This window comes from Pseudooceanicola sp. (assembly GCF_041987405.1).
Taxonomy (GTDB): Bacteria; Pseudomonadota; Alphaproteobacteria; order Rhodobacterales; family Rhodobacteraceae; genus Pseudooceanicola.
This window is the reverse complement of sequence record NZ_JBHIWR010000003.1, coordinates 359125-377368: the sequence shown is the minus strand read 5'-3', so window position 1 is coordinate 377368 and position 18244 is coordinate 359125. Positions and strand designations below refer to the sequence as shown.

Here is an 18244-nt window from a genome sequence, read left to right as displayed (position 1 = left end):
GGGCAGCTTGGCTGGCGTGGTCCTGCTCCCTCTCTCCTCCACACGCGGGCAATGCCGAACAGAGCGGGAGTTCACCCTGTCTCGGAAGGGGCGATGGTTTGACCGCTCTGCCCTGTCATGACAACATGAACGGCGATCGCAGGCGGAAAGGGTCAGATGGCAGGTGTTCTCTACGAGCGGGTCTCACGCGACCTGATGGACCGGCTGCGGCGCGAGGATATGCAGAAGGGGGCCATGTTGCCCTCCGAAGCCGCGCTGTGTGAGGAATACGGGGTCAGCCGGATCACCATCCGCGCGGCGATTGCGCAGCTGGTGGACCGCGGTTTGCTGACGCGGCGGCCCGGCGTCGGCACCTTTGTAACCGGGCGCAGCCATACCGCGCGAGAGTTCAACCTCGTCGGCTTCATCGAGGAGGCGCGGCTCTACAAGGCGACGCCGGTCTTCAACCTCGCCGTGGCGGCGGATGAGGAGGTCGCAGGCGCGCTCGGTCTGTCCAGCGGCGCGCAGGTGCGCCAGATCCGCACCCTGGTGCATCGGGACGAGGGCGTGCCGGTCACCGTCTCGGACGGCTACTCCCCCGATACGGACGAGGCGCGCCAGACCGAGGGCGATCTGGAGCACGACGTGGCCACGGCCATCGCCATGGGCATCCGCATCAAACGCCGCGTCCATCGCGCCGAACAGCAGCTGGTGCCCGAGGCGGTGCGCGGCGCGGTGGCGGAGCTGCTGCAGGTCGAAGAGGGCACCCCGGCAATCTGCGCGCATCGCACGGTCTTCACGGTCAAGGACCTGCCGATCTACTTCCAGCGGGTCTGGTATCACCCGCATTTCTACAGCTTCAACGTCGACCTGATCCGCCGCGACGGCAGTTCGGGCATCGGGTTTGTCGAGGGGTAGGGAGGCTCCGGTCGCCCCTTCGCCTCGGACTTGATCCGAGGGTCTTGCGGGGCTGCGCTTATGGCCGGAGATCCTTGGATCGAGCCCGAGGATGAACCCGTGTGTCACGACGCCCCGGTAACCCCAAAAACCGTCACGAGCCGCGGAAGATGCGCGATTCCCCGATCATGTCTTCCAACGCAGCGATCCGGTCGGCGCTGGATTCTGAACGGCGGGTCTGGACCTCGGCGATCAGTGCCTCGACGATGAAGCTGATCGCCAGGGTGCTGTCCCAGGCCGAGGGGACCTCGACCATGGCGCGGATCGTATGGCTGGCGCAGCGTTCAATCGGCGAGCCCCAGACATCGGTGAAAAGCACGATGTTCGCCCCCTGTCCCTTGGCGAGGGAGGCGAGTTTTTCCAGCTCCCGCTCATAGCGGCGGATGTCGAAAATGATCAGCGTGGACTGCGCATCCATATCCAGCAGTGCCTGCGGCCAGGCACTGGGAGAGCTGTCCAGCAGGGTGACCTGTGGGCGGATGATCTGCAGGTGGTTGTAGAAATAATGCGCGTTCGACCGGGTGATGCGCCCACCCAAGAGGTGCAGGCGGCGCGCGGGGTCCGACAGCAGGGCGGCGATGGCATCGAACTCGCCCAGATCCAGCCGATCCAGCGTGCGGTTGATATTGGCCGATGCCGCTTCGGCGAAGCGCGAGACGATGTGATCGCGCGCGTCTTCCCGCGCGGCGCGGAACTTGGCCAGGGGCTGCTTGATCCGCGCGGCGACGTCTTCGCGCATGGCGTTCTGGAAATCTGGAAACCCTTCGAAGCCCAGCTTGCGGGCCAGCCTGATCACCGTGGGGGTGGAGACATCGGCGCTTTCGGCCAGCCGGGTGATCGACTGCAGGCCCGTGACCAGGCTGTCCGCCTCCAGCACCGCGCTCAGCCTGCGTTCGGCCGCGGTAAGATCGGCCTGACGCTCCTTCAGCAGGTCGCGGATGAGCGGACGGTTCTCCAACTTTGTTCCCTTTTTCGACAAAGATCGGGCAGGTGAAGAGAATATTACATCTCAATTCTTGACAGGCCAGAGTTTATTGTAGTGATCATTACACAGCGCACCACAGGGACCGGATTTCGTGCAAGACAGCCATCCTCCATTCCAGATCACGCGCCCGGAGGGACGGGGGCTGGTGGTCTTTGCCTGCGAACATGCGTCGAAGGCGATCCCGGCGGAGTTTGACGACCTGGGTCTGACCGGCGCGGCGCTCAGCTCGCACGTGGCCTGGGATATCGGCGCGATGGATCTGGCGCTTGCCCTGTCGGAGATTTTCGACGCGCCACTGGTCGCGGGCGGTGTGTCGCGCCTGGTCTATGATCTGAACCGGCCACTGGAGGCCGCGTCGGCGATTCCCGAAACGAGTGAAATCTTTGACATTCCCGGCAATACCTCCCTCTCCGCCTCGGCGCGCCAGGCGCGGTTCGACAGCTATCATCAGCCCTATCACACCGCCCTTTCCGACGTGCTGGAGGCACGGGCCGATGCGGAGATCGCCCTTGTGACCATTCACAGCTTCACCCCCGTCTTCCACGGCAAGACGCGGGAGGTGGAGATCGGCTTCCTGCATGACGACGGTGCGGAATTTGCCAAGGCCGCACTGGCGGCGGAAGAGGACGCGGGACGCTTCCGTGCTGCCCTGAACGAGCCTTATTCCGCACAGGACGGCGTGACCTATACGCTGCGCAAACATGGCGAGGCGCGGGGTCTACCGACGCTGATGATCGAGGTGCGGAACGATCTGATCGACACGCCCGAGGCGGCGCGGGAGATGGCGGTACATCTGTCCGGCACCCTGCAAAAGGCGCTGCAGGCCATGGGCCGGGTGGCGGAGGTGACGCGATGAATTTCATGCACCGCTACGTGGCCCTCGTAGATGGGTTCAACTATCGTTTGGGCCGGTTGATCATGTACGGGCTTTTCGTGCTGATGGCCGTGCTGGCCTGGTCGATCCTGTCCAAGGCCGCCTTCAGCCCGTCCCTCTGGACGCTGGAAATGGCCCAGTTCATCATGGTCGGCTATTACATGCTGGGCGGGCCCTATTCGATCCAGATGGGGTCCAACGTGCGGATGGATCTGTTTTACGGGGATTTCAGTCCTCGCAGAAAAGCCTGGTTCGACGCTTTTACCGTGCTCTTCCTGATCACTTATCTCGGCATCCTGCTCTGGGGCGGAATCGAATCCACGCAATATGCCTTTCAATACGGGGGCGAGCGCAGTTCATCGGTCTGGCGGCCCTACATGTGGCCGATCAAGGTGGTCATGTGCATCGGGATCACGCTGATGCTGTTGCAGGCCCTGTCGGAGCTGTTCAAGGACATCATCTTCCTCAGGACCGGCGCGCGGCCGGTCGGGCGCGCCGATCAGGAGGCCTCCGATGCCGTATGAACTGATCGCGATCCTGATGTTCTCGACCATGATGGTGATGCTCTTTACCGGGCAGCGGGTCTTTGGTGCCATCGGTTTTGTCGCGGTGATCGCGGCGGTGCTGCTCTGGGGTGACCGGGGGGGGTATGACATCGGGTTTTCGGCGGCGATCAAGCTGATGCGGTGGTATCCGCTGCTGACCCTGCCGATGTTCATCTTCATGGGCTACGTGATGTCGGAGAGCCGGATCGCGGATGACCTATACAAGATGTTCCACGTCTGGATGGGCGGCGTGCATGGCGGGTTGGCCATCGGGACGATCTTCCTGATGGTGCTGATCTCGGCGATGAACGGGCTGTCCGTGGCGGGCATGGCCATCGGGGCGACCATCGCGCTGCCGGAACTGCTGCGGCGGGGCTATGACAAGATCATGGTGACCGGGGTGATCCAGGCCGGGTCATCGCTCGGGATCCTCGTTCCGCCCTCGGTGGTGCTGGTCCTTTACGCGATGATCGCGCGGCAGCCGGTTGGCCAGCTTTGGCTTGCGGGGGTGCTGCCGGGGCTGATGATGGCGACGCTCTTCATCATCTATATCGCGGTGCGCTGCCGGTTGAACCCGGCGCTTGGACCGGTCCTGCCCAAGGCCGAACGCGACGCGGTGCCGATGCGCGAAAAGTTTGCCCTGCTGCGTGCGGGGCTGCTGCCGCTGGCGATCTTCTTCATCATGATGGTGCCCTTCGTGAACGGCTGGACCTCGCTGGTCGAAAGCTCGGCCATCGGGGCGATGTCGGCCTTTTTCGCCGCCGTGCTGAAGGGCCGGATGACGCGCAAGGTGTTCGAGACCTGCATCCGCCAGACGCTCGGCGTGACCTGCATGTTCATGTGGATCATCCTCGCCGCGCTGGCCTTTGGGGCGGTCTTTGACGGGCTGGGGGCGGTGAAGGCGATCGAGAACCTGTTCACCGAACAGCTGGGGCTTTCCCCCTGGGTGATCCTGATCCTGATGCAGCTTTCGTTCCTGCTGATGGGCACCTTTCTGGACGACACCGCCATGTTGGTGATCGTCGCGCCGCTCTACGTGCCGCTCGTCGGTGAGCTGGGCTTCAACCTGATCTGGTATGGGGTGCTTTACACGATCACCTGTCAGATCGCCTATATGACGCCGCCCTTTGGCTATAACCTGTTCCTGATGCGGGCCATGGCGCCGCCGGAGATCGGGCTGAAGGACATCTATCGTTCGATCATCCCCTTCGTCGGCGTGATGGCCCTGGCGCTGGCCATCGTGATGGTCTTCCCGCAGATCGCGCTCTGGCTGCCGGAGCTTGTCTATTCAAGATGAACCAGAGACCGGGACAACCGGTTCACCCAATTCGAAACCAACAGGAGAGAGAGAAATGACAACCAGACGCTCATTTATCAGAGGGGCGGCCACGGCCATCCCCGCGACTCTGGCGGCCCCCGCCATCGTCAAGGCGCAGGACGCCATCAAGTGGCGCTTCCAGACCTATGCCGGCTCCGCGCTCGGCGAACAGGTGACGAAGCCGATCATCGACTACATCAATACCGCCGCCAATGGCGAGTTGGAGATCGAGCTGTTCTATGCCGACCAGATCGTGCCGACGGGCGAGCTCTTCCAGGCGCTGCAGCGGGGCACGATCGACGGCGTCCATTCGGATGACGATAGCATGGCCTCGCCGACCCCGCTGCGCCAGTTCGGCGGCTATTTCCCCTTTGCCACCAAGCATATCCTCGACGTGCCGGTGCTGTTCAACCAGTACGGTCTGAAGGAGATCTGGGAAGAGGAATACGCCAAGGTCGGGGTCAAGTGGCTGTCCGCCGCCGGGCAGGACCCGTGCAACTTCAACACCAAGAAGGAGATCACCTCGGTCGCCGATCTGGATGGTCTGAAGCTCTACACCTTCCCAACCGCCGGTCGCTTCCTCGCGCAGTTCGGCGTCGTTCCGATGAACATCCCCTACGAGGATGCGGAGGTTGCCGTGCAGACCGGTGAGCTGGACGGCATGGCCTGGTCGGGGATCACCGAGGACTACACCGTCGGCTGGGCGGATGTGACCGACTACTTCCTGACCAACAACATCTCCGGTGCCTGGATCGGGTCGTTCTTCGTGAACGAGGGGCGTTGGGCCGACCTGCCGGATCACCTCAAGTCGCTGGTCATGGCGGCGATCGAGGCGGGCCACACCTACCGCAACCAGTGGTACTGGGGCGGCGAGGCCAAGCTGCGTGCCACCGGTGACAAGCTGGAACTGCGCACGGTGCCCGCGGCCGAATGGGCCGAGGTCGAGAATGCCGCGAAGGCCTTCTGGGAAGAGGTCGCGCAGGAAGGCGAAGTGCACCAGAAGATCGTCAACATCTTCAAGGAGTACAACTCCGTCATCAACCAGGCAGGCCCGCCGTACACCAACGGCTGATCGCCATATCAATGACTTGCAGGGTGGCCCCGTCGCGGGCCGCCCTGTCGCGTGACACGGGAAGGAATGGAACATGCCGGGCAACCTGACATTCGAGACGCTCAAGGAAATGGCCGCGACCGGAGAGATCGACACGGTCCTCGTCGCGCTGGTGGACATGCAAGGCCGCCTGATGGGCAAGCGGTTCCACGTGTCGAACTTCATCGAGCATTCGGTGGAGGAAACGCATTGCTGCAACTACCTGCTGGCGACCGATCTGGTGATGTCGACGCCCGACGGCTACAAATCGACCTCCTGGGAGAAGGGATATGGCGACTACACGCTGAAACCCGATCTCTCGACCCTGCGCCACGTGCCCTGGCTGGAAGGCACGGCGCTGGTCCTGGGCGATCTGGAGGATCACCATACCCACGCCCCCGTGCCGCATGCCCCGCGCGAGATGCTGAAGACCCAGGTCGCGCGGCTCAAGTCCATGGGGTTCGACGCGATGATGGCGACGGAGCTGGAGTTCTTTCTGTTTGAACAGAACTATCGGACATTACAGAAAGAAAACTACGCCGAGCTGATCCCGCTCTCCGGCCATAACGAGGATTACAACCTCTTCCAGACCACCAAGGAGGAGGGGATCATGCGCCCCCTGCGCAACCATCTGGTCGGCGCGGGCATCCCGGTGGAGAACACCAAGGGCGAGGCTGAGCTGGGCCAGCAGGAGCTGAACATCCGCTACGCCGGGGCCATGGACTGCGCCGACAACCATACGATCGCCAAACATGCGACCAAGGAAATCGCCTGGATGAATGGCCGCTCCGCCTCCTTCCTGGCGAAGTGGGCCTCGGACAAGGTCGGGTCCTCCAGCCATGTTCACATGTCCCTCTGGAAGGAAGGCGAGGCGTCCTTTTTCGACAAGGACGACGCCCATGGCATGTCGCCGCTGATGAAAAGCTTTACCGCCGGGCTGCTCAAATACGCCCGCGATTACACCTTCTTCCTGGCGCCCTACATCAACAGCTACAAACGCTTTGCCAAGGGCACCTTCGCGCCGACCAAGGCCGTTTGGTCCGTCGACAACCGCACCGCCGCCTTCCGCCTCTGTGGCGAGGGGACCAAGGGCGTGCGGATGGAATGCCGGATCGGCGGGTCGGACCTGAACCCCTATCTCGCCCAGGCCGCGCTGCTGGCGGCGGGCATCAAGGGGATCGAGGAGGGGCTGGAGCTGGCACCGCCGACCAAGGGCGATGTCTACGATGCCGAGGGGGTGGCGGAAATCCCGACCTCCCTGCGCGAGGCGACGGAAACGCTGGCCGCGTCTGCCATGCTGCGCGAGTCCTTCGGCGATTTCGTCGTCGATCACTACGTCCGCTGCGCCCAGTGGGAGCAGGAGGAATACGACCGCGTCGTGACCGATTGGGAAATCGAACGCGGGTTCGAGCGGGCCTGACATGATCACCCGTATCGACCATGTCGTGCTGACGGTCCGTGATATCGAGGCCTCGGTCGCCTTCTACGTCCGCGTTCTCGGCATGGAGGCGGTGAGTTTCGGGAACGGCCGCCGGGCGCTTGCCTTCGGGCAGCAGAAGATCAATCTGCAGGTGCTCGGGCAGGAGGTGCGGAATCACGCCTGTATCGGGTCGGGCGATCTGTGCCTGATCACCGACTGGGCGGTCGAGGACGTGATGCAAAAGCTCTCGGACGAGGGTGTCGAGGTGGTGGAGGGACCGGTTGCCAAATCGGGGGCACTCGGTCCGATCACCTCGGTCTATTTCAACGATCCCGATGGCAATCTGATTGAAGTGAGCCGCTATGACTAAGACTTTGCAATGTATCTCTCCGATCGACGGATCGGTTTTCGCGGAACGTACCGCGTTGTCGTTTGACGAGGCCATGGCGGTCGCCGCCCGCGCGCGCTCTGCGCAGGCCGTCTGGGCCGCCCGTCCGCTGCAGGAACGGATCGACCTGGTGATGGCCGGTGTCGCCGCCGTGGGCGCCATGAACGACGAGGTGGTGCCGGAACTGGCGAAAATGATGGGCCGCCCGGTGAAATACGGGGGCGAGTTTGGCGGCTTCAACGAACGCGCCTCGCATATGGCCGCGATAGCCGAAGACGCGCTGAAGGATATCGAGGTGGGCGAGGATGCGACCTTCAAACGCTATATCCGTCGTCTGCCCTGGGGTGTCGTCTTTGTCGTCGCACCCTGGAACTACCCCTACATGACCGCGATCAACACCGTCGCCCCGGCGCTGATTGCGGGGAATACCGTGGTGCTGAAACATGCCACCCAGACCCTGCTGGTCGGCGAACGGATGGCGCGGGCCTTCCACGAGGCCGGTGTGCCCGAGGATGTCTTTCAGAACGTCTTCCTCGATCACGACACGACCGATGCGCTGCTGAAGGCGCGTGCGTTCGATTTCGTGAATTTCACCGGTTCCGTCGGCGGCGGGCAGGCGATGGAGCGCGCCGCGGCGGGGACCTTCGTGCCCGTCTCGACCGAGCTGGGCGGCAAGGACCCCGGCTATGTGATGGAGGATGCGGATCTCGACGCGGCGGTCGCCACGCTGATGGACGGGGCGCTCTTCAACTCCGGCCAGTGCTGCTGCGGGATCGAGCGGATCTATGTGCATGAAAGCCGCTACGACGCCTTTGTCGAAAAGGCCGTGGAGTTTGCCAAGGCATTGAAACTGGGCGACCCGCTGGACCCAGAAACGACCATCGGCCCGATGGCCAACGCCCGCTTCGCGCAGGTGGTGCGCGACCAGATCGACGCGGCGGTCAAGGCGGGCGCGGTGGCACATATACCGACCGATCCCAGGGACGACGGCGGGGCCTATCTGACACCGCAGGTGCTGACCCATGTGACCCACGATATGGAGGTCATGCGCGAGGAAAGCTTCGGCCCCGTGGTCGGCATCATGAAGGTTTCATCAGACGACGAGGCCGTGGCGCTGATGAACGACAGCAAGTTCGGGCTGACCGCCTCGCTCTGGACCAGCGACCTCGACCGCGCTGTGGCCATCGGCGACCGGATCGAGACCGGCACCGTCTTCCTCAACCGCGCCGATTACCTCGACCCCGGCCTCTGCTGGACCGGCTGCAAGGAGACCGGGCGCGGCGGCGGCTTGTCGGTGATCGGCTACCAGAACCTTACACGCCCGAAATCGTATCATCTCAAGCGTTTGGGAAATGCTTGAGCAAACATGGTCGCCGATGTCCCGAGAGCGCGCAACGCGGCAGGGCATCGGCGACGCAGCCATTTACTAAACGCTAAAAGAAGAAGGTGACATCATGAGCCCGACCGCCAACTGGTCCTATCCCACGGCCATCCGTTTCGGGGCTGGCCGCATCGCCGAACTGCCGGAGGCCTGCATCGCGGCGGGGATGACAAACCCCCTGCTGGTGACCGACAAGGGCCTGAAAAGCATGGAGATCACGACGAAGGCGCTCGATATCCTCGATGGCGCCGGTCTGGGGCGCGGTCTCTTTGCCGAGGTCGATCCGAACCCGTCGGAGGTCAATCTGGAGGCCGGGCTCAAGGTCTACCGCGAGGGCAGGCATGACGGGGTGATCGCGTTTGGCGGCGGCTCCGGCCTGGATCTGGGCAAGATGGTCGCCTTCATGGCCGGCCAGTCGCGCCCTGTCTGGGATTTCGAGGATATCGGCGACTGGTGGACCCGCGCCGACCCCGCCGGGATCGCCCCGATCATCGCCGTTCCGACCACCGCCGGGACGGGGTCGGAGGTCGGCCGCGCCTCTGTGATCACAAACTCCGTGACGCATGTGAAGAAGATCATCTTCCACCCCAAGGTCCTGCCGACGGTGGTGATCTGCGACCCGGAACTGACGGTCGGCATGCCCAAGCATATCACGGCGGGCACCGGGCTTGATGCCTTCGCGCATTGCGTGGAGGCCTTCAGCAGCCCGCATTACCACCCGATGTCCCAGGGCATCGCGCTGGAGGGGATGCGCCTGGTGATCGAGAACCTGCCGCGCGCCTATGCCGACGGGTCCGATCTGGAGGCGCGGGCGAACATGATGTCGGCAGCGGCCATGGGGGCGACGGCCTTCCAGAAGGGCCTCGGCGCGATCCATGCGATGAGCCATCCGATCGGCGCGGTCTATGGCACGCACCACGGCACGACCAACGCGGTCTGCATGCCCGCCGTGCTGGACCTGAACGCGCCGAAGATCCGCGACCGGTTCGACAGGGCCGGAGACTATATCGGCGTCACAGGTGGTTACGACGGTTTCAGAAATTTCGTGAATGAGTTCAACGCCAGTTTCGCGATCCCCAAGGGGCTGGGTGAGATGGGCGTGAACGCGGACCGGATCGACGATCTGGTGGCCATGGCGCTGGAGGATCCCTCCTGCGGCGGCAACCCGGTGGAGCTGACGGCGGAGAACCTGAAGGGCTTGTTCGAGGCGGCAATGTAGCGGCCCCTAACACTGACTCTCTCCCCGGAGGGGAGATGGAATAGCGCCTGTGATGGGCGTACTACTAAATATCCCGCGCGACGGGATTCCCTCTCCCCGCGGGGGAGAGGGCTAGGGTGAGGGGCTTATTTCGGTGCCATCCGGATCGCGCCGTCCAAGCGGATCACTTCCCCGTTCATGTACTGCGTTTCCACCAGGAATTTCACCGTCCCCGCATATTCCACCGGATTGCCCAGACGCGAGGGGTAGGGGACCTGCATCCCCAGGCTTTCCTTCGCCTCGTCGGGCAGGGAGGCCAGCAGCGGCGTCTCGAAGATGCCCGGAGCGATGGTGTTCACCCGGATGCCGGACCGCGCCAGTTCACGCGCCATCGGCAGGGTCATCCCGACGATACCCCCCTTGGAGGCGGAATAGGCCGTCTGGCCGATCTGACCGTCAAAGGCCGCGACGGAGGCGGTGTTGACGATGACGCCGCGGGCGTTGTCCTCGATCGGGTCGCGCTCCATCATCTTCGCCGTGGCCAGGCGCGAGACATTGAACGTGCCAATCAGGTTCACCTTGATCACGGTCTCGAAATTCGCCAGCGGCATCGGGCCGTTGCGGCCGACCATCTTTTCCGGCGGGCCGATGCCCGCGCAGTTGACCACGATGCGCAGGGGCGCGCCGCTGTCGGCGATGTCCACGGCCTTCTGCACGTCCTCTTCCGAGGTCACGTCGCCCGCCGCAGCCTTGCCGCCGATCTCTTTCGCCATGGCCTCCGCCGCTTCGGCATTGCGGTCCAGGACCGTCACCTCGGCCCCTGCCTCTGCCAATACGCGCGCCACGGCCTGTCCCAGGCCCGAGCCGCCACCGGTCACAAGTGCACCGCTTCCTGCAATTTTCATGGTCTTACCTCCCTTTCGGCCGGATGACGTGGGGATCGTCCTCCGCATACAGTCGTTCCACCAGATCCGCGCGATGCCGCAGCACGGCGCGCTGGTTGACGGAACCCTTATCAGTCACCTCGCCCTTGTCGAGGTCCAAAGGCTCTTTCATCAGCATGACCGCCGTTACACGCTCTGACGAGCCGCCTGCCATGGTTGCTTGGGCCGCCAGCTTCTCCGCCACGGCCGCGCGCACCGCCGGGTCGTCCAGCACGGCCTCGGGCGGTGTGCCCGGCGCGGCGATCTTGGACAGGCGGGTCATGTCGGGCACCAGCAGCGCGGTCAGGTATTCCCGGTTCTCGCCGGCGATCACCGCGTCGGAGGCCAGGCCCCCCATCTGGTCCACCAGTTTCGCCCGCAACGCACCGACCGCGACCCAGGTGCCGGTCTGCAGCTTGAAATTCTCGGCAATACGCCCGTCAAAGAAGAAACCCTTCCAGGGATTACCCTCTTCGGCAAAACGCAGGGCGTCACCGAATTTGTAAAACCCCTCGTCGTCAAAGGCTTCGGCGGTCAGCTTGGGGTTGCGCCAGTAGCCGGGCGTCACGTTCGGCCCCTTGATGCGAACCTCCAGCTTGCCGTCGACGGGCACCAGCTTCATCACCACGCCCTGGCTGGGGATGCCGACATTGCCGGGTCCCTTCTGCGGGTCAGTGCAATAGAGCGAGAAGGGCGCGGTTTCGGTCGATCCCAGCCCGGTGGACATCAGGATCTTGTGGCCGACGGTGCGTTCGGCCAGCTCCTCCAGATGGGTCCAGGTGTGCTGGGCCAGACCGGCCCCGGCATACATCATGTGCTTGAGGTTCTTGAAAAAACTCTCGCGCAGCTGGTCATCGGTGTCCATTTCTTTGGCCAGGGCCTCGAACCCCGCAGGCACGGTCAGGTGCCAGTTGGGCGAGACCTCGCGCAGGTTGCGGATCGTCTCGGCCATGCCTGTGGGGGTCGGTTTGCCGTGGTCGATGTAATAGGTGCCGCCGTTATAGAGCACCATGTTGAAGACCTTGTTGCCTGCGGCCGTATGGCTCCAGGGCAGCCAGTTGCAGACTACGGGCGGTTCGTCGCGCAGGAAGGCATAGCAATCCGCAATGATCTCCTGATTGGAGGTCAGCATACGATTGGTCTGGGTCACCGCCTTGGGCGTGCCGGTGGTGCCGGAGGTGCAGAGAAATTTGACCACCGTATCGGGGCCGGAGGCCTCGTGCGCGGCCTGCACGGCCTCGGTGGGGGTGCTGTCGATCTCGGACCAGAGCGTGGTGGGGCGACCTTCGACGCGACCCGCGGTGGTGATGACGAGGATGTCGTCGGGCAGGGCCTTGAGGATGGCGTCAGCGAAGGGCCCGGCCTGCTGCGCGAAGACCGCGCCGGGGGTGATCTGGTCGGCGATGCCGCGCAACTTGGCATAATCCGTGGCGACCAGCGCATAGGCGGGAGAGACCGCGGCGGAGGGCAGGCCGACATATTGCGCCGAGAGGGCGAGGATCGCATGTTCGAGGGTGTTTTCCGACAGGATCATCACCGGCCGCTCGGTTGAGAGGCCCCGATCCAGCAGCCACTGGCCAATGCGCCGGACATCGCGGGCCAGCTGTGCATAGGTGACTTGGCGCCAGGCGTCGCCGTCACGTTCGGCCATCCAGACCGTGTCAGGGGTTTTTTCAGCCCAATGGTCGATCATGTCGGTCATGCGGTCGGGATAGGGGGCGATCTCGTCCTCGCGCCAGATCAGCCAGCTGCCGTCGGCGCGTTGCTCCCACTTCAGGACGGGCTCCCAGAGCGCGGCCTGCCGGTAACGGGGTGCGTTTGCCATGACGGGTTCTCCTCCGATGGTGCCCGAGAAATTCGTTTACAAGGAAACAATTTTCTGGGAAACAATCAATGACAAAAGTGAGGACCCCATGACCGACAGCGATATCGTACTCTACGAGCTTGATGGTAACGTCGCGATCATCACCCTGAACCGGCCGGAGAAGCGCAACGCGGTGAGCGACCGGCTGATCGAGGCGCTCGGTACGGTCGTGGCGCGTGCGCAGAAAGAGGCCAAGGCGGCTGTTATCTGCGGGGAAGGAAAGCATTTCTGCGCCGGTCTGGATCTCGCGGAGCATGTGAAGCGCAGCCCGATCGAGGGGGTGCATCACTCCCGCCTGTGGCACGCCATCTTCGAGACGATCGAAGGCGGGGCGATCCCCTTCTTCTCGGCGCTGCACGGGGCCGTGGTCGGCGGCGGGCTGGAACTTGCGGCCTCGACCCATATCCGGGTCGCTGATTCGTCGACCTTCTTCGCGCTGCCCGAGGGGACGCGCGGGATCTTTGTCGGCGGTGGCGGGTCGGTCAAGGTCGGGCGGCTGTGCGGCGTGGCGCGGATGACGGACATGATGCTGACCGGGCGGACTGTCTCGGCCGAGCTGGGCGAGAGCTGGAACCTCTGCCAGTATGTCGTGCCGGAGGGGACGGCGCGGGACTTTGCCATCGACCTCGCGCGGAAGGCGGCGCAGAATGCTGAAATGTCGAACTATGCCATCCTGCAGGCTCTCCCCCGAATCGCCGATATGGCGCGGTCGGACGGGCTTTTCGTCGAGAGCTTCGTGGCCTCCATGACCCAGACCTCGCCCGAGGCGGAGGAGCGGTTGAATGCCTTTCTCACCAAGAAGGCGGCGCGGCTCGCGCATCCGGACCGGTGAGCAGGGACGGCGCGCCGAAGACGGACGGAGAGGCCGAGGTCGACCTCGGTCCGCTGGCGTCGTCCCTGGGGTTCTTGTTTCGGATGGGGCAGATCGAGGTCTTCGGTCTGTTCTACGAAACCCTGGGAAAACTGGGGCTGAAACCGGGGGAGTTCTCGGTCCTCTGGGCCATCTATCTCAACCCGGGCGTGCGGCAGGGCGCGGTGGCGGAGACGCTGCGGATCAAGCCTGCGCATATGACGAAACTGATCCGCTCTTTCGAGGAGGACGGGCTGATCGACCGGCATATTCCGGAGGCGGACCGGCGGGGGATCGAGTTGAGGCTGACCCCGCAGGGCGAACGCTTTGTCCGGGATTATGCGGATGAATTCTTCACCTATGCCGACAGCGAAGTGAGCCGACTGACCCCTGCGGAGGGGCGGCAGCTGATCGCTTTGTTGCAGAAATACACCCGACTGGGAGGGACATCATGAACTTTGACGATCTGGTCGCGATCGACATTCACACCCATGCCGAGGAGCCGTGCAACCACGGGCGCGACGATGGCTACAACGAGTTTCAGGCCGGGATGGCCAAGTATTTCAAGAACCCCGCAGGGGCGGAGGGGATGCTGCCGACCGTGCCGCAGACGGCCGAGTATTTCCGCGAGCGCAAGATCGGCGCGGTGATCTTCCCCGTGGATGCGGAGCGCGAGACGGGCTTCCGCCGGTATTCCAACGAGGAGGTCGCGCAGCTCTGTGCCGAGAATGACGACATCCTAATCCCCTTCGCCTCCATCGACCCGCACAAGGGCAAGGCCGGCGTGCGCGAGGTGCGGCGGCTGGTGCGCGATTTCGGCGTGCGGGGGTTCAAGTTCCACCCGACGATGCAGGGCTTCTGGCCGAACGATCACAAGCTGGTCTACCAGATGTACGAGGCCATCGAGGAGGAAGGCGCGATTGCCCTGTTCCACACCGGCCAGACGGGCGTCGGATCGGGGATGCGGGGCGGCATGGGGATGCGGCTGAAATATTCCAACCCGGTGCATGTGGATGACGTGGCGGTGGATTTTCCGGACCTGAAGATCATCCTGGCGCACCCCAGCTTCCCCTGGACCGAAGAGGGGCTGATGGTCGCGACGCACAAGCCGAATGTCTATATCGACATGTCCGGCTGGTCGCCCAAGTACTTCCCCGAGATCTTTGTCAAATACGCCAACTCGATCCTGAAGAAGAAGATGCTCTTCGGGTCGGACTGGCCGGCGATCACGCCGGACCGCTGGCTGAAGGACTTCGAGGAGATCCCGATCAAGGACGAGGTGCGCCCGCTGATCCTGAAGGAAAACGCCATGCGCCTGCTGGGCGCGGCCTGAGGGTCGTTCAAGTTTTCACTAACCGGCCCTGAAAATTTCCCGTCGGATTTGTTGGGCTTTGGCGCTGCGTTCAGGAAAAAGCGTTTCGTATCAGACCTCTGCCGCATCTCGCGGCGGGGGTCGTTTTTGTTTCAAATGCACTGCGTCGTTAAGAGTGCGGAAAGGGTCCGAGGCTTAACCTTCCGTTACCGGGGACGGTCCCGGGGTAGCTTTGGAAAAGCACAATGATGCAATCGGAAATTGGCATGCCACTGGCAGAGGTGGCCCGGGTCAGTGAGACGATGTTGTCTGCGACCCAGAAACGGATCGTGGACCGGATGCTGTCGAAATACGATACATCCGGCCTGACACGCGGCGAGGCCGCCCTGCGGGTAAGGGAGATCGACCCGGCCGGGGTCGCGCCGGTGACGGAGGCCGCGAAGACCGGCGAGAGCGGCACCGCGGCCCGGGAAAAGCCCAAGCTCATCACCCAGGGCCCCGGCTGGCCGGATACTCCGCGGGTGCAGACCCTGGCCTCCATCGTGCAGGGGGTTCTGGCGGATACGGACGACATTCCTCCGGAAGAGGATTTCACCACCAAGCTGCTGCAGAAGCTGGAGGAGGCCGGGCTGGACCCCTCGACCCCGATCGTGGATTTCTACGCCTGACGTGGTGCTGTGTGACGAAGGGGCTGGTCTTTGGTGGCGGCTTCGGCTACCTTATCCGCGGATAAGGTGCTGTTAATGTTCATTAATTTCTGAAATTTGTGAAATTCGCTAGGTGGCGCTGTGTGGAGTGTGTGGGCTGCCCCTCTCCCTAGCCCTCTCCCCCGAGGGGAGAGGGGACCTGTTGTGCTTGGGGTGGGGTGACCAGATATGAGGATAGCAAAGTAGGTCGTCCCAGGACTTGATCCGGGGATCTTGTGGTATGGCGTGCGCTTTCTAACGGGAGATCCTCGGGTCGGGCCCGAGGATGACGTTTGTTCGGAGGGTGCGAGGTGAGTCCTCGGGCTAAGCCCGGGGATGACGCCCTACGGTGACGCAGGCGCCCCTCAGTCGACCTTGAAGAGCAGGCGGCCGCGGATCTTGCCGGCGATCAGGTCCGGCGCGATGTCGGCGACGTCCTTGATATCCGCCTCCTGCGTGATCTCTGCCAGTTTGGCGCGGTCGAGGTGCTTGTCCAGGAGGGCCCAGGCGGCCTCGCGCCGGGGCTTGGGGGCCATGACCGAATCCACCCCGGCCAAGGTCACGCCGCGCAGGATGAAGGGCATCACGGTGGCGGGCAGGTCAAAGCCCTGGGCCAGGCCGCAGGCGGCGACGGTGCCGTCGTATTTCACCTTGGACAGCACATTGGCGAGGGTGGTGGAGCCGACGGAATCCACCGCGCCGGCGTAGAGCTCCTTGTCGAGGGGACGGCCCTTTTCGGACAGCTCCGCCCGGTCGACGATTTCACTCGCGCCGAGGGACTTGAGGTAGTCCGCCTCTTCGGGGCGGCCGGTGGAGGCCGCGACGGTGAAGCCCAGGGCCGAGAGCAGCGCAACGGAGAAGGAGCCGACGCCGCCGTTGGCGCCCGTGACCAGAACGGTGCCCTTGTCGGGGGTCAGCCCCGCGTCGAGCAGGCGCTGGACGCAGAGCGCGGCGGTATAGCCGGCGGTGCCGATGGCCATGCAATCCGCGCCGGAGAGGCCCGCGGGTTTCTTCAGCAGCCAGTCGGATTTCATCCGGGCATATTGCGCATAGCCACCCCAGTGCACCTCGCCCACGCCCCAGCCATTCATGATCACCTCGTCCCCCACAGCGAAATCCGGGCTGTCGGAGGCGGTGACCTCCCCTGCGATGTCGATGCCGGGGACCATGGGGAAACGGCGGACGACGGGGCTCTTGTTGGTGATGGCGAGCGCGTCCTTGTAGTTCATCGTGGTGTGGCGGACGCGGAGGGTGACGTCGCCCTCGGGCAGGTCCTCCATCGAGACTGTGGTCCAGCCTGCGGATTGCTCTTTCGTGTCGTCGTCGCGGGTGATGACGAAGGCATTGAATGTCTCGGCCATGGTATCCTCCTCTTGGTTAACCCGTGGTTAGCCCGTTGGTCGGGGCGCGTCGAGTCCGGTCGGGCTTGCGCCCGGCGCGGTGGCGGACCAATCCTGTGGCGACGGCCCGGAGGAGGCCGATGACTGGAAAGGACCCGACATGCCCCTCGATCTCGATATCGCCCGCTTTGCCAACCTTGCCCTCGACCCGCAGGAGGACGGGGTCTGGGTCTGCACGCTGAACCGCCCGGCCAAGCGCAATGCGCTGGACCTGGCCACGGTGGAGGAACTGGTGGAGTTCTTCTCGCTCGCCCCGCGGGCGGGGGTGAAGGCGGTGGTGCTGGCGGGGGCGGGGGATCATTTCTGCGCCGGGCTGGACCTGATCGAACATCACGACGCGGACCGCAGCCCGGCGGATTTCATGCATGTCTGCCTGCGCTGGCACGAGGCGTTCAACAAGATGGAATACGGCGGGGTGCCGGTGATCGCCGCGCTGAAGGGGGCGGTCGTCGGCGGCGGGCTGGAGCTGGCGGCCTCGGCCCATATCCGGGTGATGGACGAGACGACCTATTTCGCCCTGCCGGAGGGGCAGCGGGGGATATTCACCGGCGGCGGCGCGACGATCCGGGTGTCCGATCTGATCGGCAAGGCGCGGATGCTGGACATGATCCTGCTGGGCCGGGTGCATCAGGGGCAGGAGGCGGTGGACCTCGGGCTGGCGCAATACCGGGTGGAGGGCTCGTCCTTTGACAAGGCGATGGAACTGGCCCGGCGGGCGGCGGAGAACCTGCCGCTGACGAACTTCGCGATCTGCTCGGCGATCTCTCACATGCAGAACATGTCGGCGCTGGATGCGGCCTATGCGGAAAGCTGCGTGGCCGGGATCGTGAATACGCAGCCCGCCGCGCGGGAGCGGCTGGCGGCCTTCGCCGACAAGAGCGCGGCGCGAATCCGGCCGAACAGCTGACGATGGCGTGTCCCGGCCTTGCGCCGGGACCTCTTTCTGGTTTTCCGGTTTCGGCGGGGTCCCGGCGCGGGGGCCGGGACGAGGCAATGGTTATGTTTGGCGGGGTCCCTGCGCGGGGGCGGGACGTGATCTTTGTTTAACGAAAGCGCGAAATAGATTTGGTCCTG

At 64.1% G+C, this 18244-nt stretch carries 18 protein-coding genes; 14 read left to right on the top strand and 4 right to left on the bottom strand.

Features of this window, described 5'->3' with window-relative positions:
• Positions 1–156 precede the first annotated feature (156 nt).
• The gene (locus ACFC2Y_RS09875) at positions 157–897 is read left to right on the top strand and encodes a GntR family transcriptional regulator (protein ID WP_375174659.1); all 741 of its coding nucleotides are present in this window, start codon (positions 157–159) and stop codon (positions 895–897) included.
• Between the two features lie 133 nt (positions 898–1030).
• Here the strand turns inward: ACFC2Y_RS09875 and ACFC2Y_RS09870 are convergent, their stop codons facing one another.
• The gene (locus tag ACFC2Y_RS09870; protein ID WP_375174660.1) at positions 1031–1894 is read right to left on the bottom strand and encodes a MurR/RpiR family transcriptional regulator; all 864 of its coding nucleotides are present in this window, start codon (positions 1892–1894) and stop codon (positions 1031–1033) included.
• 118 nt (positions 1895–2012) lie between these two features.
• On the opposite strand from ACFC2Y_RS09870, the gene ACFC2Y_RS09865 reads away from it, so the two are divergent.
• From ACFC2Y_RS09865 to ACFC2Y_RS09830, 8 genes are all read left to right on the top strand, one after another.
• Positions 2013–2777 carry an N-formylglutamate amidohydrolase gene (locus ACFC2Y_RS09865; RefSeq protein ID WP_375174661.1) on the top strand — a complete coding sequence of 255 codons (765 nt, stop codon included), beginning with the start codon at positions 2013–2015 and terminating at the stop codon, positions 2775–2777.
• A complete protein-coding gene (locus tag ACFC2Y_RS09860) occupies positions 2774–3319 on the top strand; it encodes a TRAP transporter small permease subunit (protein WP_375174662.1) in 546 nt (181 codons plus the stop codon). Before ACFC2Y_RS09865 ends, ACFC2Y_RS09860 begins: the two co-directional genes overlap by 4 nt.
• Positions 3309–4637, top strand: a complete 1329-nt coding sequence (locus tag ACFC2Y_RS09855; RefSeq protein WP_375174663.1) for a TRAP transporter large permease subunit — start codon at positions 3309–3311, stop codon at positions 4635–4637. Before ACFC2Y_RS09860 ends, ACFC2Y_RS09855 begins: the two co-directional genes overlap by 11 nt.
• A gap of 55 nt (positions 4638–4692) precedes the next feature.
• Positions 4693–5730 (top strand): TRAP transporter substrate-binding protein, encoded by a 1038-nt coding sequence (locus ACFC2Y_RS09850; protein WP_375174664.1) that lies wholly within the window; start codon positions 4693–4695, stop codon positions 5728–5730.
• A 73-nt stretch (positions 5731–5803) separates the two neighbouring features.
• The gene (locus tag ACFC2Y_RS09845) at positions 5804–7168 is read left to right on the top strand and encodes a glutamine synthetase family protein (protein ID WP_375174665.1); all 1365 of its coding nucleotides are present in this window, start codon (positions 5804–5806) and stop codon (positions 7166–7168) included.
• Between the two features lies 1 nt (position 7169).
• Positions 7170–7538 (top strand): VOC family protein, encoded by a 369-nt coding sequence (locus ACFC2Y_RS09840; protein WP_375174666.1) that lies wholly within the window; start codon positions 7170–7172, stop codon positions 7536–7538.
• The gene (locus ACFC2Y_RS09835; protein WP_375174667.1) at positions 7531–8916 is read left to right on the top strand and encodes an aldehyde dehydrogenase family protein; all 1386 of its coding nucleotides are present in this window, start codon (positions 7531–7533) and stop codon (positions 8914–8916) included. The genes ACFC2Y_RS09840 and ACFC2Y_RS09835 overlap by 8 nt, the downstream gene beginning before the upstream one ends.
• Positions 8917–9010: 94 nt before the next feature.
• Positions 9011–10156 carry an iron-containing alcohol dehydrogenase gene (locus ACFC2Y_RS09830; protein WP_375174668.1) on the top strand — a complete coding sequence of 382 codons (1146 nt, stop codon included), beginning with the start codon at positions 9011–9013 and terminating at the stop codon, positions 10154–10156.
• Between the two features lie 125 nt (positions 10157–10281).
• On the opposite strand, the gene ACFC2Y_RS09825 is transcribed toward ACFC2Y_RS09830, so the two are convergent.
• Together ACFC2Y_RS09825 and ACFC2Y_RS09820 are read right to left on the bottom strand one after the other, a co-directional pair.
• Positions 10282–11040, bottom strand: coding sequence for an SDR family NAD(P)-dependent oxidoreductase (locus ACFC2Y_RS09825; protein WP_375174669.1), 759 nt, complete (start codon positions 11038–11040; stop codon positions 10282–10284).
• A gap of 4 nt (positions 11041–11044) precedes the next feature.
• Positions 11045–12883: a feruloyl-CoA synthase gene (locus ACFC2Y_RS09820; protein WP_375174670.1), complete on the bottom strand. Its 1839-nt coding sequence runs from the start codon at positions 12881–12883 to the stop codon at positions 11045–11047.
• 88 nt (positions 12884–12971) lie between these two features.
• Here ACFC2Y_RS09820 and ACFC2Y_RS09815 point away from each other — a divergent pair, with 88 nt between their 5' ends.
• The 4 genes from ACFC2Y_RS09815 (at position 12972) to ACFC2Y_RS09800 (ending at position 15752) form a co-directional block, all read left to right on the top strand.
• The gene (locus ACFC2Y_RS09815) at positions 12972–13754 is read left to right on the top strand and encodes a crotonase/enoyl-CoA hydratase family protein (RefSeq protein ID WP_375174671.1); all 783 of its coding nucleotides are present in this window, start codon (positions 12972–12974) and stop codon (positions 13752–13754) included.
• Entirely contained in the window at positions 13751–14227 is a 477-nt protein-coding gene (locus ACFC2Y_RS09810) for a MarR family winged helix-turn-helix transcriptional regulator (RefSeq protein WP_375174672.1), read from the top strand. The genes ACFC2Y_RS09815 and ACFC2Y_RS09810 overlap by 4 nt, the downstream gene beginning before the upstream one ends.
• Positions 14224–15105, top strand: coding sequence for an amidohydrolase family protein (locus tag ACFC2Y_RS09805; protein ID WP_375174673.1), 882 nt, complete (start codon positions 14224–14226; stop codon positions 15103–15105). The genes ACFC2Y_RS09810 and ACFC2Y_RS09805 overlap by 4 nt, the downstream gene beginning before the upstream one ends.
• A gap of 245 nt (positions 15106–15350) precedes the next feature.
• The gene (locus tag ACFC2Y_RS09800; RefSeq protein WP_375174674.1) at positions 15351–15752 is read left to right on the top strand and encodes a hypothetical protein; all 402 of its coding nucleotides are present in this window, start codon (positions 15351–15353) and stop codon (positions 15750–15752) included.
• Between the two features lie 383 nt (positions 15753–16135).
• Here the strand turns inward: ACFC2Y_RS09800 and ACFC2Y_RS09795 are convergent, their stop codons facing one another.
• Positions 16136–17131 (bottom strand): MDR family oxidoreductase, encoded by a 996-nt coding sequence (locus tag ACFC2Y_RS09795; RefSeq protein WP_375174675.1) that lies wholly within the window; start codon positions 17129–17131, stop codon positions 16136–16138.
• 139 nt (positions 17132–17270) lie between these two features.
• Here ACFC2Y_RS09795 and dmdD point away from each other — a divergent pair, with 139 nt between their 5' ends.
• A complete protein-coding gene (gene dmdD / locus ACFC2Y_RS09790) occupies positions 17271–18077 on the top strand; it encodes a methylthioacryloyl-CoA hydratase (RefSeq protein WP_375174676.1) in 807 nt (268 codons plus the stop codon).
• Positions 18078–18244: the final 167 nt, after the last annotated feature.